At 48.2% G+C, this 14934-nt stretch carries 17 protein-coding genes and 1 tRNA gene; 12 read left to right on the top strand and 6 right to left on the bottom strand.

Annotated features, from left to right (window positions below):
* The 10 genes from rplE (at nt 1) to QZ176_RS01385 (ending at nt 7455) form a co-directional block, all read left to right on the top strand.
* On the top strand, nt 1-546 hold the full coding sequence (gene rplE / locus QZ176_RS01430; RefSeq protein ID WP_295150648.1) for a 50S ribosomal protein L5: 546 nt from the start codon (nt 1-3) through the stop codon (nt 544-546).
* Nucleotide 547: 1 nt separating this feature from the next.
* Nucleotides 548-733 carry a type Z 30S ribosomal protein S14 gene (locus tag QZ176_RS01425; protein ID WP_005868990.1) on the top strand — a complete coding sequence of 62 codons (186 nt, stop codon included), beginning with the start codon at nt 548-550 and terminating at the stop codon, nt 731-733.
* A 9-nt stretch (nt 734-742) separates the two neighbouring features.
* Complete coding sequence (rpsH, locus tag QZ176_RS01420) at nt 743-1138, top strand: 30S ribosomal protein S8 (protein WP_005868989.1); 396 nt, start codon at nt 743-745, stop codon at nt 1136-1138.
* 77 nt (nt 1139-1215) lie between these two features.
* Nucleotides 1216-1752, top strand: coding sequence for a 50S ribosomal protein L6 (rplF, locus tag QZ176_RS01415; RefSeq protein ID WP_177387630.1), 537 nt, complete (start codon nt 1216-1218; stop codon nt 1750-1752).
* Nucleotides 1753-1762: 10 nt separating this feature from the next.
* A complete protein-coding gene (gene rplR, locus QZ176_RS01410) occupies nt 1763-2119 on the top strand; it encodes a 50S ribosomal protein L18 (protein WP_005868987.1) in 357 nt (118 codons plus the stop codon).
* A gap of 15 nt (nt 2120-2134) precedes the next feature.
* Entirely contained in the window at nt 2135-2578 is a 444-nt protein-coding gene (gene rpsE, locus QZ176_RS01405) for a 30S ribosomal protein S5 (protein WP_005868986.1), read from the top strand.
* 12 nt (nt 2579-2590) lie between these two features.
* Complete coding sequence (gene rplO, locus QZ176_RS01400) at nt 2591-2992, top strand: 50S ribosomal protein L15 (protein ID WP_005868985.1); 402 nt, start codon at nt 2591-2593, stop codon at nt 2990-2992.
* The gene (gene secY / locus QZ176_RS01395) at nt 2992-4257 is read left to right on the top strand and encodes a preprotein translocase subunit SecY (RefSeq protein WP_295150643.1); all 1266 of its coding nucleotides are present in this window, start codon (nt 2992-2994) and stop codon (nt 4255-4257) included. Before rplO ends, secY begins: the two co-directional genes overlap by 1 nt.
* Complete coding sequence (gene map / locus QZ176_RS01390; RefSeq protein ID WP_295150640.1) at nt 4258-5016, top strand: type I methionyl aminopeptidase; 759 nt, start codon at nt 4258-4260, stop codon at nt 5014-5016. It abuts the gene before it with no gap.
* 501 nt (nt 5017-5517) lie between these two features.
* Entirely contained in the window at nt 5518-7455 is a 1938-nt protein-coding gene (locus tag QZ176_RS01385) for a phosphoethanolamine transferase (RefSeq protein ID WP_295150637.1), read from the top strand.
* A gap of 173 nt (nt 7456-7628) precedes the next feature.
* On the opposite strand, the gene QZ176_RS01380 is transcribed toward QZ176_RS01385, so the two are convergent.
* Nucleotides 7629-8345 (bottom strand): PAS domain-containing protein, encoded by a 717-nt coding sequence (locus tag QZ176_RS01380; protein ID WP_295150634.1) that lies wholly within the window; start codon nt 8343-8345, stop codon nt 7629-7631.
* Nucleotides 8346-8486: 141 nt separating this feature from the next.
* Between QZ176_RS01380 and QZ176_RS01375 the strand changes: the two genes are divergently transcribed.
* A complete protein-coding gene (locus QZ176_RS01375) occupies nt 8487-8873 on the top strand; it encodes a RidA family protein (RefSeq protein WP_295150631.1) in 387 nt (128 codons plus the stop codon).
* Between the two features lie 8 nt (nt 8874-8881).
* Nucleotides 8882-9967 carry a threonine synthase gene (locus QZ176_RS01370; RefSeq protein ID WP_295150628.1) on the top strand — a complete coding sequence of 362 codons (1086 nt, stop codon included), beginning with the start codon at nt 8882-8884 and terminating at the stop codon, nt 9965-9967.
* A 407-nt stretch (nt 9968-10374) separates the two neighbouring features.
* Here the strand turns inward: QZ176_RS01370 and QZ176_RS01365 are convergent, their stop codons facing one another.
* The 5 genes from QZ176_RS01365 to QZ176_RS01345 all read right to left on the bottom strand — a co-directional run bounded on the left by QZ176_RS01365 (nt 10375) and on the right by QZ176_RS01345 (nt 14613).
* A complete protein-coding gene (locus QZ176_RS01365; RefSeq protein ID WP_295150626.1) occupies nt 10375-10923 on the bottom strand; it encodes a GrpB family protein in 549 nt (182 codons plus the stop codon).
* Nucleotides 10924-10957: 34 nt separating this feature from the next.
* A tRNA-Ser gene (locus tag QZ176_RS01360) sits at nt 10958-11045 on the bottom strand.
* A gap of 346 nt (nt 11046-11391) precedes the next feature.
* Nucleotides 11392-11802, bottom strand: a complete 411-nt coding sequence (locus tag QZ176_RS01355) for a GyrI-like domain-containing protein (protein ID WP_295150896.1) — start codon at nt 11800-11802, stop codon at nt 11392-11394.
* Between the two features lie 27 nt (nt 11803-11829).
* Nucleotides 11830-13758 (bottom strand): transketolase, encoded by a 1929-nt coding sequence (gene tkt, locus QZ176_RS01350; RefSeq protein WP_295150623.1) that lies wholly within the window; start codon nt 13756-13758, stop codon nt 11830-11832.
* 3 nt (nt 13759-13761) lie between these two features.
* On the bottom strand, nt 13762-14613 hold the full coding sequence (locus QZ176_RS01345) for a polyprenyl synthetase family protein (protein ID WP_295150621.1): 852 nt from the start codon (nt 14611-14613) through the stop codon (nt 13762-13764).
* Nucleotides 14614-14934 lie beyond the last annotated feature (321 nt).

Below are 14934 nucleotides of genomic sequence, written 5' to 3'. Positions count from 1 at the left end.
ATGAGCAGACTAAAAGATAAATACGCTAATTCCATCAGAGTTGCTTTGCAGAAAGAATTTGATATAAAAAATCCTATGCTTATCCCGGCGCTTGAAAAGATAGTTATCAGCGTAGGAACGGGCGAATCGAGCAAAGATCAAAAAGTGCTTCAAAATATGGCCGATACTATCTCGCTGATCGCAGGCCAAAAAGCGCTTATCGTCAATGCAAAAAAATCGGTCGCAGGCTTTAAAGTTCGCGAAGGTTTTCCGGTAGGCATAATGGTTACGTTACGAAAAGAGCAGATGTTCGCCTTCCTAGACAAATTGATCTCTATTGCGCTTCCTAGAGTTAAGGATTTCCGAGGACTACCTAGAACGGGCTTTGACGGACGCGGCAATTACAATTTCGGCTTGCAAGAGCAGCTGATGTTCCCAGAGGTCGAATACGATCAAATTTTAAGAACTCACGGTATGAATATAACCGTCGTAACGACTACAAATAACGATAAAGAGGCATTTAAATTGCTAGAACTATTCGGCATGCCTTTTGCAAAAGGAAAATGATATGGCAAAAAAATCAATGGTAGCCAAGGCGAAACGCCCCGCTAAATTTAGCACTCGCGCATATACCAGATGTCAAATTTGCGGTCGTCCGCACTCCGTTTATAAGGATTTTGGAATTTGTCGCGTTTGCCTTCGCAAGATGGCAAATGAGGGCTTGATCCCGGGTCTAAAAAAAGCAAGCTGGTAAGGAGAAGAGATGATTAACGATCTTATTTCAGATGGATTAACTCGCATCAGAAATGCTGCGATGCGAAGACTAGATACGACTAAGCTTTTTCACTCAAACGTCGTTGAGGCCATGCTTAAAATTTTAGCGGAGAAGGGCTATATCGAGAGCTACAACGTAGTAGAGGAAAACAATAAAAAGATCATCAACGTAGTGCTTAAATACGACGAAAAGGGCAGAAGCGTGATAAACGAAGTTAAAAGAATTTCGACTCCGGGTCGCCGCGTATATCAAGGCAAAGACGAGATCAAGCGCTTCAAAAACGGCTACGGAACCGTCGTCGTCAGCACAAGCAAAGGCGTTATGAGCGGTATCGACGCGCACAAAGCGGGCGTCGGTGGCGAAGTACTTTGCACGATCTGGTAAGAAGTTTCTACTTTTTATGGCATTGTGGTATCCATTCGTAAAAGTAGACATACCCTAGACAAATAAAAAGGAAAATTATGTCAAGAATTGGTAAAAAACCGATCTCTATCCCGAGCGGAGTTGAGGTCAAGATTGACGGCTCGTCGTTAAAATTTAAAAAATCGAATAACGAAAAAGAGCTTGATTTAAAAGGTCATGTCGATGTAAAAATCGAAGACGGAAAGATAGAATTCTCACCTAAGGGTGAGGATAGACAGAGCAGAGCGTATTGGGGAACATACCGCGCTTTAGCCAACAATATCGTCCTTGGTCTTACCGAGGGCTTTTCAAAACAGCTCGAAATCAACGGCGTCGGCTATAGAGCTGCGATGAAGGGCAAAGTGCTTGAGCTAAATTTGGGCTTTTCGCATCCGATAAATTTTGAATCTCCAAAGGGAATCGAAATTTCCGTAGATAAAAACGTCGTAACCATCAAAGGCGACGACAAGCAGCAAGTAGGTCAAGTAGCAGCCGAGATCAGAGGATTCAGACCGCCTGAGCCGTATAAGGGTAAAGGTATCAAGTATCTTGAAGAGCATATCATCCGCAAAGCCGGAAAAACAGCTAAGAAATAAGGGTTGAGAAATGACACAGAACGTATTAAAAAGAAAGATCTCTTTACGAATCAAGAGAAAAAGAAGAATTCGCGCTAAAATTTCAGGCGTCGCATCTTGCCCTAGAATTTCTATTTTCAAATCTAATAGGACAGTTTACGCTCAGGCTATCGACGACGCAGCGAGCGCGACTTTGTGCGCCAGCAGCGGTAAGGTTTTAAATTTAAAGGCAAACAAAGAGGGCGCGGCTAGCTTAGCTAAAGATTTAGCCTCCAAGCTAAAAGATAAAGGCATTTCTGAAGCGATTTTCGATCGCAATGGCTATTTGTATCATGGCGTAATCGCAAGCTTTGCCGAGTCGCTACGCCAAAACGGCATCAAACTATAACCCAAAGGAATTATTGTGGAAAAGTATAATAGAGAAGAATTCGAAGAGGTAATCGTCAATATCGGTAGGGTTACGAAGGTCGTTAAAGGCGGTAGAAGGTTTAGGTTTACGGCTCTTATCGTAGTAGGCAATAGAAACGGCTTGGTAGGCTTTGGCTTTGGTAAGTCCAAAGAGGTTCCCGACGCGATTAAAAAGGCGGTAGACGATGCGTTTAAAAATATTATCAAGGTAAATTTAAACGGCTCTACTATCACTCACGATATTGAAGTTAAATACAATGCAAGCAAAATTTTACTTAAGCCGGCGAGCGAAGGTACCGGTGTTATCGCAGGCGGCTCCGTGCGCCCGGTTTTAGAACTTGCGGGTGTTAAAGATATCCTCACTAAATCGCTAGGTTCGAACAACTCCTCAAATGTCGTAAGAGCTACAATGAAAGCTCTTAGTATGTTAAAACACTAACAAGGATAAAAGATGGGATTAGAAAATCTTAAAAAAGCCCCAGGCTCGACTCACGCTACTAAGCGCTTGGGTCGCGGTCAAGGAAGCGGTCTGGGTAAAACTGCAGGTCGCGGCGGCAAGGGTCAGACCGCACGTACCGGCTCTCACGAAAAAAGAGGCTTCGAAGGTGGTCAGCAGCCAATTCAGCGAAGGCTTCCGAAGGTGGGTTTTACTTCTAAATTTGAAAAGCCTTACGTGATCAATGTCGATAAAATCGAAGCTATTAAAGATCTTAGCGAGATCACGATCGAAAGCATCAAATCCGTTCATAAAATTTCAAATTCCGTTAAAAAGATCAAGCTAATCGGCGTAGGCGCAAAAGCGCTCGCTAGCAAGATCAAAGACGAGAACGTAAAGTCTAGCGGACAAAAATAATGAATAAATCGCTACGCAACAAAATTCTCATTACTTTGGGCTTTCTTTTTGCCTATAGGTTGCTAGCTTACGTGCCGGTTCCGGGAGTGGACGTTGAGGTTATAAAGCAATTTTTTCAAAACAATAGCAACAACGCTTTTGGAATGTTTAATATGTTTAGCGGTAACGCGGCGGAGCGATTCAGCGTTATCTCGCTAGGCATCATGCCTTATATTACCGCTTCGATCATTATGGAACTGCTTGCCGCAACCTTTCCAAATTTAGGCAAACTCAAAAAAGAGCGCGACGGTATGCAGAAATATATGCAGATCATCCGATATGCTACAATCGCAATCGCTATGGTTCAATCCATTGGCGTTAGCATCGGCTTGCAGGGCATTCACGGACAGACCGGAGCGCCTGCGATAATGGCGGAGAATACCAACGAGTTTGTTTTCATCTCGTGCATTTCGATGCTGGCAGGCACCATGCTTTTGATGTGGATCGGCGAGCAGATTACGCAACGTGGCGTCGGTAACGGCACCAGCCTTATTATCTTTGCAGGTATCGTAAGCGCCATCCCTAGAGCGATCGGAAGTACCGTAAATTTAGTAAATACCGGTGAGATGAACGTTTTAAAGCTAATCGCGATCGTGCTAATTATCCTGGCTACTATCGGAGCAATTTTATATGTGGAGCTAGGTGAACGCAGAATTCCAGTATCGTTTTCGCGCAAGGTATTAATGGCGAATCAAAACAAGCGCATTATGAATTACGTGCCGATCAAGCTAAATTTAAGCGGCGTCATTCCGCCTATTTTTGCAAGCGCGATTTTGATGTTTCCGACTACAATTTTACAGGCAAGCACCAATCCGATCATCCAAAAGATCCACGATTTCCTAAGCCCTAGCAATTACTTCTTTAACTTTTTGACCTTTGTGTTGGTTATATTTTTTGCGTATTTTTATGCGTCAATTGCTTTTAATTCCAAGGACATTAGTGAAAATTTAAAGAAGCAGGGCGGCTTTATCCCGGGCATTCGTCCGGGCGAGGGAACGGCGAGCTTTTTAAACGAAGTCGCCAGCCGTCTTACGTTTTGGGGTTCGATCTATCTCGGGCTAGTAACCGTCATCCCGTGGCTACTCGTTAAATTTATGGGCGTGCCGTTTTATTTCGGCGGCACCAGCGTGCTGATCGTCGTCTCCGTCGCTCTTGATACGATGAGACGCATCGAAGCGCAGATCTATATGAACAAATATCAGACCCTAAGCGCGGTCGGGCTATAAATGGCGATTTTACTTAAAACAAAAAAAGATTTAGAGGGGCTTCGTGCGGCGAACAGGATCGTCGCGCAAGCCCTTGATTATGCAACTTCATTTATAAAGCCGGGTCTTAGCCTACTCGAAGTCGATAAAAAGATCGACGATTTCATCACCTCCAAAGGCGCATATCCTGCTTTTAAGGGGCTATACGGCTTTCCAAACGCCGCCTGCCTCTCGCTAAACGAAGTCATCATCCACGGCATCCCAGACGAAACGATCTTGCAGGAGGGCGATATCTTAGGCGTCGATTTGGGCTCGAAGCTAAACGGATATTTCGGCGACAGCGCACGCACTCTGCCCGTCGGTAAAATTTCAAAAGCCGACGAGGAGCTCATAGCATGCAGTAAGGATACGCTGGAGTTTGCCATCAAAACGATCAGGGTAGGGATGCACTTTAAAGAGCTAAGCTTCGAGATCGAGAAATTTATCCGCGCGCGCGGCTTCGTGCCGCTATACGGCTTCTGCGGCCACGGCATCGGCAAGCACCCGCACGAAGAGCCTGAGATCCCAAACTATCTGGAGGGCAACAATCCAAAATCGGGTCCTAAAATCAAAAACGGCATGGTCTTTTGCATCGAGCCGATGATCTGCCAAAAGGACGGCACGCCGGTCATCGCCGAGGATAAGTGGAGCACGAGGAGCAAGGACGGGCTTCGCACTAGCCACTACGAGCACTGCATGGCGGTTTTCGATGGTAAGGTAGAAGTCCTAAGCGTCGCGTAGAATTTCGCGTAAAAGCTAATGCAGCCTAGTTAAAATTTTACACTTTTATCAGTGCAAAATTTTGTTCGCGATTAGCTTTCAATAATTTTACACTGCTCATGTTGTAGAATTTTACTTTGATCGCTTCATGCATAAATTTTATCCGAAGGAAACTTATCGCACTAGAAATTTTAAAATCTATTGCGACGGTTTGCGGTCTAACCACAAAATTCTAAAAGCCGAGATTTTAGCTCATGTTTTCTGTTTTTTTAAAGCCTCATTTTGTAGCTTCGCTCTTAGATCCGCTTTCAATTAAAATTTAGCCTCAAAATTCCGCCATCCAATCTCAAACTCCCCGTATCTTTAAAATTTAGCCGTAAAATTTAAAGCGTAAAGGTGCGCAAGTAAGCAAGCTCAAAGCTTTAAGCGGCTAAGATTGCGCCTTGATTTTAAAGCGAAAACATGTCGCGCTACGCAGAGTGCGCGTCGTCGCGTCTCTTCGTACAAGGCAGGAAATATAAAATGAGAGAAAAATTTTATGTAGCGCTAGCAAATATGGGTGGGCTCGTGGCGCGGACGAAAGTGGGTGGGCTCGTGGCGCGCTTGCTTATGAAAATCGACCGCGGCTTTTTTACCGCACTGCGCGAACGTCCCGTATGGAGGGTATTTTGGCTAGCGACGGCGCTATGTCTGCTCGCATGCTGGGCTAAGATACATTATCAGATTAACGGACCCATCTTTGTCTACATCGCCGAGAGTTTCCCGGTAGTATTTATCATAAATTTGCTCATCTTTCACCTCTGCTATCTGCTTAGCGGGCGATTTTTTAAGCTCGTTTCATTGGTGCTACTGGCGCTAATTGCGCTGATTGCGAGTGCGGCTTTATTTTTGATCGTAAATTTCGACTCAAGCTTCAACGTCGTGGCGATCGACGCGCTTGTGCATACCGATGCAGCAGAGACGCGCGAGTTTGTTTCGCAGTTTCTTAACCCCGCAACGATTTTATATCTAGCGGTGCTACTTGGCTGCATCTTTGCGGCGCTAAGAGCAGAGCGAAGAAAGAAGGAGCAAACGCATAGCGGTCTAAGATTGCTGCTAGCAGCGCTTTATCTTATCTATGGCACGATCTTTTGCGCGGATATCGCCGCTAAAGCTTCCCAGGGCAAACAGGGCTATATAACCAAGCTATCGCAATACGTTCCGCTGGAGTTTGCCTTTACGATAAAAGACTATCTTAGCGATAAAAATTTCATCACTGATATGCGCGAAGTGCAGCTCGGATATGACGAGGCCAAGCACGCGAACGAAAGCGTTTTAAATGGCGGCGCAAATTCAGATCCGCAAAGCGCCGCCTCGGGCTTTGTATCTCAAAATTCTACGCCGCAAAGCCCCAGCGCGATTTCAAATTCCAAAAACCCTGATGCTGCTATAAACCCCGCCTTGCAAAAGTCTCGTGTCAAAAATATCATCTTAATAATCGGCGAGAGCTTGCAGCGCGGGCATATGTCGCTCTACGGCTACGGCGTTAAAAATACGCCGCTTTTGGAGGGTCTCGAAGCAAGCGGTAATCTGATAAAATTTAGCGATACAATCTCGCCTTACGGCACGACTAATCAGGTGCTGATGCGGCTTTTAAATTTCAGCGATTACGAAAGCGAGCGCAAAAGGGCTTGGTTTCGCAACCTTAGCATCATTGATATGTTTAAGCTAAGTGGCTACCGCACCTTTTGGATCAGCAATCAAGAGGCTTTCGGCGCGCATGCGCTAAGTGCCAAAAGCGCTGCCGATCGCGCGGACGCGGAATCCTTCCTCTCAAAGAGCAATCTTTATGAAACCGTCCGCATCAAGCCTGACGGAGCGCTGCTTCCACTCATAAATCAGGCGAAAACAGGGCAGAGCGAGCGAAATTTCTACGTGATCCATCTCATCGGGAGCCATATGGATTACAGCCTGCGCTATCCCGAGGGATTTGGCAAGTTTAGCGCGGCGGATGTAAAGGCAAAACTCACTTCCAAGCAGAAAGAGGTCATCGCGTATTACGATAACAGCGTGCTTTACAACGATTTTGTCATAAATGAAATTTTTAAAATTTTTTCGGGTGATGACAGCCTCATCGTCTATCTTAGCGATCACGGCGAGAATTTATACGAAAATGGACGCCTTGGGCACGGCATGGAAAGCCGCTTTACTTACGAAATCCCGCTGCTTTTTATAGCTTCGCGCGAGTTTTTGAGCGATCATGCTACGCTATGGCAGAGGCTGGCTGCGGCGAAAGATAAGCCTTTTATGAGCGATGATTTAGCACATCTGCTAGCAGATATCATCGGTGTCGCGCCGCTTGAGTTTGACGAGCATAAAAGCCCGATACGAGCGGATTTCAATGCTTCGCGCAAGCGAATTGCTAACGGAGTCGATTATGACGAGAAATTAAAAAGCGCGAAGGGCTACGAGTTCGAGTAATAGATGAGTTTTGCTTTTATCCCATTACATGCTGTATAAATGAGGGATTAGTATGCTCTAATTTTTGATCGATTCATCAAATTTAGATTAAAATTTGCACCACTCCGTATGGCTACGCTGATAGTAAGGCGTGCAACGCTTATTAAATTTGAGATCAAATTTATGCACCGCGGCTAGCTTTCCTTCTTTACCTCATCCATATACGAGTAAATCGTGACTTTCTGCGTCCTAAGCGCCTTTGCGACGAGCTCCACCGCACCTTTTACCTCAAAAATCCCTTTTTGCGCGAGGAATTTTACGATGCGCTTTCGATCCTCTTTCTTCATCCGCTCTACATCCAGATCGTGCGTAGCCGATGCAATCAGGTCTTGGACGATGTCAAGGATATTTTGCTGCGAATTGTTAGAGCTTTGCGTTTCTAAACTTACGCCGTCATTGAAGTTCGCTTCATCTAATGCCGCGTTATTGCAGCTTCCGTCGGTAAAATTTGCGCCTTGCGGCTGCTTGCTATCGAGTTTTGCGTTTGGCAGAAGATTTTTTATTGCTTTGTATGCGGCCATGGCGCTTGAGGTATCGATATTTACGCATAGCGCGCCTACTACCTTGCCGTCTGCGCTACGGATCAGCGAAGTCGAGGAGCGTATGAGCTTGCCGTTTTGCGCGGTGAAGTAGTAGTTTGCGGTGCAGTCGTTTTCAAAATTTTTGCTTAGCAACACGTCTTTTACCAGATGATCGAAGCTTTGGCCGATCCTCCTGCCCGTTACGTCGCCGAGGACGAAAACGACGGAGTTTTGCGGCGTGCTCATATCGTGGATAACCACTTCGCAATCGCCGATCGTATTTTTAATAAGGTGCGCAGTCGGTATAAAGGTCTGCAAAAGCTGATTCAATTTGAGTTCCTTAAATTTCATATAAAAAAATCTATAAATTTAGATTAAATTTTAAAATTTTGCAAATTTATAGAAATAGTTATATATTTTTAATAAATTTAGAGTAAAATTATATAAAATTTTATATGCAAAGGAGCTTAAATGAAAGAGATTTATCCAACCGGTTTCGCGCCGAAAAAGGGGCATTATGCGCCGGGCATCTTAGACGACGACGGTACGCTCTACGTCTCGGGGCAGCTAAGCGTGGATCCGCGCACGGGAGCCATCCCGGAGGGTCTTGCTGCGCAGACTGCGCAGGCTCTAAGCAATGTCGCGGCAGTCCTGACCGCCGCGGGCGCGGATAAAAACGACGTGCGGATGTGCCGCATCTATACGCTGGGCGTCGAGAACTGGGACGTGATCGACGAGCAGTACGCGCTGTTTTTTGGCGCGCACAAGCCCGCTCGCGTCGTGGTGCCGACTACGGCTCTACATTTCGGCTGTCTCGTAGAGATCGAGGCCGTCGCAAAAATAAAAGAGAAAAAATAGGAGCGAAAATGAGCGATTTCATCTGCACGGGATGTGGCAAGCACGCGCCCATCGATACTTTGTGCTATAAATGCGACTGCGGTGGGCTGTATAAGCTAAACTCCGATGCGCCTAAATTTAACCCCGCGCTCGTAGATCAAAGCGAGTTTAGCATCTTTAGATACCGCCGGTTTATGGGCATCGATACGGCTAAATTTAGAGAAATTTCGATGGGCGAGGGGCTCACGGCGAGCGTAAAATTTGGCGAAGACCTCTATCTCAAGCTCGATTATGCGATGCCTACGCTTTCGTTTAAAGACCGCGGCGCGGCGGTTTTGGTGCTGCATGCCAAAAATATCGGCGTAAAAAAAGTCCTGCAAGACTCCAGCGGTAACGCAGGCAATGCCGTGGCGGCGTATTGCGCTCGCGCAGGCATCGAGTGCGAAATTTACGTCCCGAAGGGCACGTCGCCTAAAAAGATCGATATGATCAAAAGCCACGGCGCGCACGTCACGGTATTTGACGGCAGCCGCGACGAGACGGCGGATGCGTGCCGCAAAAAGGCCGCGCAGGAGCAGATCTATTACGCCAACCACGTTTATAATCCGATCTTTTACGAGGGCACGAAGAGCTACATTTATGAGATCTACGAGCAGCTGGGCAGGGTGCCGCGCAATATCTTCATCCCCGTGGGCAACGGCACGCTACTGCTGGGCGCTCAAGCGGCGCTGGGCGAGCTATATGAGGGCGGTCTTATCGAAGCGCTGCCAAAAATTTTCATCGTTCAGGGCGAGCGTTGCGCTCCGCTTTTTGACGCTAAAGGCGCGGCGCGCGAGATTAAGCCGCAGCCGACGCTAGCGGAGGGTATCGCGATCGCAAGACCGATGCGCGCGGGCGAAATTCTTGGCCCTAGCTATGCGGGCGAGCGAGAGGTGATCTTAGCGAGCGAGAGCGACATACTGCCTGCCAGAGCGGCGCTTGCGCGCGGCGGATTTTACGTCGAGCATACGACCGCAGCTACCTATGCGGCGTATCTGCGCTACAAAGAAAGCCGCGATCTACAAGGAGATAGCATCATCCCGCTTTGCGGCGCGGGGTTAAAGAGCGATCATTAAATTTAAGCGCCAGACGGATTTGTGTGGCTAGCTAGCGGCGAGGAATTTAAAATTTTCGCCGCTTTAAATTTAGCGAGTTTGTGAGCCAATGTTTTAGCGAGATGTTTAAAATTTATGACGCGTAGGCTTTTAAATTTAAACTTGTACTGAAGCGCGGAAATGAACCTTAGCCCTTGGTGTGATGCGATGATACGGCGCATTTTGTGGATGACTTTGCCGCTAGCTGGATTTGTAAAATTTATCTACGATAGCTGGGTGAGTGCCGTTTAAATTTGAAATTACGGTCAAAATTTTATAAAAATAAGCTCACAGGGCGCGGCGCTATCTACCCATTTCGTTTATAAAATTTAGCCATTTTTATCGCTCTTGGTGAGTGAGCTGATACACAGAGGCTCAAATTTGCGCGACTATTTTAGATTTTCTTTAGCGATACGCGTAAATTTAAGCACGAATTCGCTTTTTGCCGCAGTGTAGGCGTCGCGGTCGAACTCGAATCGCTTGCAAAGCTCTAATTTAAGCGCCTCGTACCGCCCAGCGATATCCGCATTCGCTCGCAAAAAATCTCTAAAAAATATCTCGTCCGCATCGCCGAAATTTCGCAGATGCACGTGAAAAACGCGCTCGGCAAATCCCGCTTCGGTGTAGCCCTTATTTAGGCTGCAGCGGCTCCCCTTTTCGCTCATTAGCAGATAGCCCGCGTCTATCAGGTGCTGTTTGGCGGCGGCTATATCCGAGCACTCGATCAAAATATCTACGATCGGCTTCGCCCAGATCCCGCTTACTGCGGTGCTGCCGACATGGTGGATCTTGATCTTGCCGCAATCTCGCAGCAGACCGCGCAAAATTTTGCGCTCCTGCTTAAAGTATTCGCTCCAGCGCGGATCGTGCGGCACGAGACGTATCGGAAAGAGCCGCCACAGCTCCTGCAGGCTCATCGAAAGGAGTTTATTGCTCATCTAGCTCCCGAGTGTTGGGTGGAATTTGAATGAATGGCGGGTAGATAGGGATTCGAACCCCAGAAGGCTGACGCCTTACGCGCTTTCGAGGCGCGCTCCTTCGACCGCTCGGACATCTACCCGAATGAAAACGTAATTTAAGCCAAAAATGGCTTAATAACAGATTTAAAAATGAAATTCCGCGTGAAATTTCGCCTGATTTTGCGAGCGGGGGTTTAAATTTAACGGCGCAAATTTAGACTTCGTTTTAAATCTACGGCTTAAGGTACGGCGCGCTTTGGGCATAAAATTTGCTTTCGCGCGTAGTTTTGGGTACGGAATTTTACCGCTTTATGGATGAAATTTTATAAAGCAGCAGCATTTTACGCTCTGCGCGGCTTTTGCGAGCAAGGAATTTTAGCATTTCGCGAGCAAATTTTATCGCGGCGGCAAAAAATCACTCGCCGTTTATAAATTTCATGCGCCGCCCTACAAAACCGAGATGAAAATTTTGATCTCGTCTCCGCTGTAAAACTCAAAATCCGTTCCAAACGCTCTTTTTAGTTCGCCGGCCTCAAAAAAGCTCCAAATTTTGCTCCAAAATTTTGCTACGTTTTGCGGCTCATTCGGGAAACTAAAAACGGCGTATTTGCCGCTTTTGATCTCCAAGGCTTCGTCGCTGCGGGGCGCTTTGGTGCCGATAAAGATATCGTAAAGTCCGTCGGCGCCGTTTTCGTAATCGTAATAGACGCCGTAAATCTCGCTCTGCCCGTCATAGCACTCTTTCATAAATTTCGCCCACAGCGCGGGAATTTTACCACTCCCGCCTAGCTCGTCCGCATTTTTCGTGCGGGCTTTTAACCCATAAATTTTAAATCCGTCTAAATACGAAATTTTGATTTTTTCGCTCAAATTTTACCCTTTCCGCTACTGCTCTAAAAGCTCCCTTGCTTCTTTTGCGATCGCGACGTCGGTGAAGCCGAAAAGCTTAAACAGCTCGCTCGCGTTGCCGCTCTCGCCGAAGCTTTGCATGCCGTGTACCGCGTCTGCAAATTTATACCACTCAAGCGCACTTGCGGCTTCGACGGCTAAAATTTTAGTTTGCGGCTCTAGGATTTGCGCCAGATAGTCCGCGTCCTGCTCGCACAAAAGCTCGAAGCACGGCGCGCTTACGACATTTGCGCCGATACCTTGCTCTTGCAGGATTGCCGCCGCTTTTAAGCAGAGCGAGACTTCGCTGCCGCTTGCGATGAGCGTGATCTGCGCCTCTTTGCTCTGCCTTAGCAGATACGCGCCGTTTTGTACGTCGCCCAAAACCGCCTTAGGTAGCGGCTCAAGCCCTTGGCGCGAGCAGACGAATGCCGCGGGGGCATTCAGGGAAAGCGCCGTGCGCCAGCATTTTACGTTTTCGTTGCCGTCTGCGGGGCGGAAAGTGTAGAAGCCTGGCATCGCGCGGAAGGTGCTAAGCTGCTCGATAGGCTCGTGCGTCGGCCCGTCCTCGCCTACGCCGATGCTGTCGTGCGTGAAGACGAAGTAGTGTCGCAAGCCCATCAGCGCCGCAAGTCTAGCGCCCGTTTTGAGATAGTCGCTAAAGATAAAAAACGTCGCGCTAAACGGGATGAAAAGCCCGTATCTCGCAAAGGCGTTGCCGATCGCCGCCATCGCGTGCTCGCGGATGCCGAAGTGTAAATTTTTGCCGCACGGAAAGTCGTCGCCGCCTTTTAGCTCGGTCTTATTCGATGCCGCCAAATCGGCGCTTCCGCCCAAAAAGCCGGGCACCGCGTTTGCGATAGCGTTTAAAATTTTACCGTTGCTATCGCGGGTGGCGACTTTAAGCCCACTAAAATCTGGAAATTCTATCTTGCTAAAGTCGGGATTTAAAAGCTCGTTTAAAAGCGCTCTTTTTTCATCGCTTAGCTTCGCAAGCTTCTCCTTCCAAAGCCCCTCCTCCAAATCGCCTTTCTCAACCGCGGCGCGCGTCGCAAAAAGCACGTCCTCGCTTACGACGAAGCTTTGGGCGGGATCAAAGCCCAGACTTTGCTTAGCGCGCGCAAGCAGCTCCTCTCCAAGCGGTGCGCCGTGCGTCTTGGCCGTGCCCTCAAGCTCGAGCGCGCCCTTGCCGATCGTGGTATTTGCGATGATGAGGTAGGGTTTTGTTTTATTTTTGACCTCGTCAAGGACAAATTCTATCTGATCGAAATTATGCCCATCGATGCGCGCGACCTCAAAGCCCTGCGCTTCAAATCGCACTTTCACGTCCTCAAACCACGCGATATCGGTGCTGCCGTCGATCGTGATGCCATTAGAATCATAAATTATCGTTAGATTATCGAGGTTGTGTCTGCCCGCAAGCGCGCACGCTTCGTAGCTGATACCCTCCTGCAGATCGCCGTCACCGCAGAAGCAATAGACGCGGTGATCGATGATCTCGTTTTCTTCCTCGTTTAGCAGATGCGCGGCGTATTTTGCGGCCATCGCAAATCCGACTGCGTTTGCGACGCCCTGACCGAGCGGCCCGGTAGCGATCTCGACGCCCGGGGTAGTGATCTCCGGGTGGCCCGGGGTTTTGGAGTGCAGGCGCCTGAAGCTTTTCAGATCGTCCATGCTCAAATCATATCCGCTAAGGTAGAGGTAGCTATACACGAGCGCGCTTGCGTGCCCGCCCGAGAATACGACGCGGTCGCGGTTCAGCCACGCGGGATTTTTTGGGTTATGGCGGACCTTGCTCATAAAGACGCTCATTACGTCGCTTAGCCCCATCGGCGTGCCGGGATGGCCCGAGTTGGCGCTTTGGATCATATCCGCGCTTAGAAATTTGATCGTGTTTGAAATTTTACTTAGCTGCTCGCTCGACATTTTTCATCCTTTCAGGTATTTTTCTATCAAATTTAAAACCAAATCGCGCAGGCTTTCGTCATAGCCGCTCATCGCGCCGCTTACCTCGTCTATTAGGCGCTGCTTGTAGCTCCTCGCGCCCGCAAGACCTAGTAAATTTACGAAGGAATTTTTTGCGCCATCCGCCCCTACGGGCTTGCCTGCACTTGCCTCGTCGCTCGTGGCGTCTATGATATCATCCTCGATCTGAAATATGAGACCTAGCTTCAGCCCGATTTTATAAAGCTCATGCGCAAGCTCGTCCTTTAGGCCGCCGATTATGGCGCCTAGCTCAAACGCTGCGGCGATGAGCGCGCCCGTTTTATGCAGATGCAAAAACTCAAGCTCGCTTTGCTTTAACGGACTGTTTTCAAAACGGCAATCGATCGCCTGACCGAGCACCATGCCGCTGCTGCCTGCATTTCGCGCTAGAGTTTTAATGCATTTTATCTTGATCTCGTCGCTTAGGTTCGCGCTCGCGGCGATCAAAAACGCGTCGGTATTTAGCGCGTCGCCCACCAAAATCGCCGTGACCTCGTCGTATTTTTTATGCAGGCTCGGCCGTCCGCGGCGCAGATCCGCATCGTCCATCGCAGGCAGATCATCGTGTATGAGCGAGTAGGTGTGGATCATCTCAAGCGCCATCGCGATCGCCAGCGCGCCCTCAAAGCGCCGCTCATCCACCGCCGAGACGACGCCTAGCAGCAGCTGCGCGCGAAAATGCTTGCCGCCCGCCTGCAGCATGTAATTGAGCGCCTCCTCGAAGTACGGATGAAAGCTAGACGCCTTCAGTTCGTTGCGCTTCAAGTAACATTTAAATTTTTCTAAAATATCCATCGATCCTACCTTGCGGTTTTGATTTGCTCTACTTGGGCGCGCCCTTGACGAATGCAAATTCGCGCCCTTCGAATGCCTTTTCGTCGCGCAGCTTAGACTTTGCTGTCGCGAGCCGTTTGTACGTCGCGTATAAGTAATCATGCCGCTTAAAATTTTAAATTTTAATTTCCCTAGCTTTACGCAGTGCGCGAGGCGAAGGATGCTCCGCTTTTTTGAGCCGCATCTTACGCTCGATTTGCTCGCGGATGTCGCGCAACGGCTCGCCCGCTTTGCATTTAAGCCGTGCGAGTTAAATTTTACTTTGCGCCGCAGCGTAGCAGC

The sequence above is a fragment of the uncultured Campylobacter sp. genome (assembly GCF_905373215.1).
Classification (GTDB): domain Bacteria; phylum Campylobacterota; class Campylobacteria; order Campylobacterales; family Campylobacteraceae; genus Campylobacter_B.
Note: the sequence above shows the minus strand (reverse complement) of the source record. Positions and strands in the feature narration are given on the sequence as shown.

What these genes read in the sequence shown, in the direction of transcription:
- rplE (WP_295150648.1), top strand. Translation starts at nt 1, where the DNA reads ATGAGCAGACTAAAAGATAAATACGCTAATTCCATCAGAGTTGCTTTG.
- QZ176_RS01425 (WP_005868990.1), top strand. Translation starts at nt 548, where the DNA reads ATGGCAAAAAAATCAATGGTAGCCAAGGCGAAACGCCCCGCTAAATTT.
- rpsH (WP_005868989.1), top strand. Translation starts at nt 743, where the DNA reads ATGATTAACGATCTTATTTCAGATGGATTAACTCGCATCAGAAATGCT.
- rplF (WP_177387630.1), top strand. Translation starts at nt 1,216, where the DNA reads ATGTCAAGAATTGGTAAAAAACCGATCTCTATCCCGAGCGGAGTTGAG.
- rplR (WP_005868987.1), top strand. Translation starts at nt 1,763, where the DNA reads ATGACACAGAACGTATTAAAAAGAAAGATCTCTTTACGAATCAAGAGA.
- rplO (WP_005868985.1), top strand. Translation starts at nt 2,591, where the DNA reads ATGGGATTAGAAAATCTTAAAAAAGCCCCAGGCTCGACTCACGCTACT.
- secY (WP_295150643.1), top strand. Translation starts at nt 2,992, where the DNA reads ATGAATAAATCGCTACGCAACAAAATTCTCATTACTTTGGGCTTTCTT.
- map (WP_295150640.1), top strand. Translation starts at nt 4,258, where the DNA reads ATGGCGATTTTACTTAAAACAAAAAAAGATTTAGAGGGGCTTCGTGCG.
- QZ176_RS01385 (WP_295150637.1), top strand. Translation starts at nt 5,518, where the DNA reads ATGAGAGAAAAATTTTATGTAGCGCTAGCAAATATGGGTGGGCTCGTG.
- QZ176_RS01375 (WP_295150631.1), top strand. Translation starts at nt 8,487, where the DNA reads ATGAAAGAGATTTATCCAACCGGTTTCGCGCCGAAAAAGGGGCATTAT.
- QZ176_RS01370 (WP_295150628.1), top strand. Translation starts at nt 8,882, where the DNA reads ATGAGCGATTTCATCTGCACGGGATGTGGCAAGCACGCGCCCATCGAT.
- QZ176_RS01365 (WP_295150626.1), bottom strand. Translation starts at nt 10,923, where the DNA reads ATGAGCAATAAACTCCTTTCGATGAGCCTGCAGGAGCTGTGGCGGCTC.
- tkt (WP_295150623.1), bottom strand. Translation starts at nt 13,758, where the DNA reads ATGTCGAGCGAGCAGCTAAGTAAAATTTCAAACACGATCAAATTTCTA.
- QZ176_RS01345 (WP_295150621.1), bottom strand. Translation starts at nt 14,613, where the DNA reads ATGGATATTTTAGAAAAATTTAAATGTTACTTGAAGCGCAACGAACTG.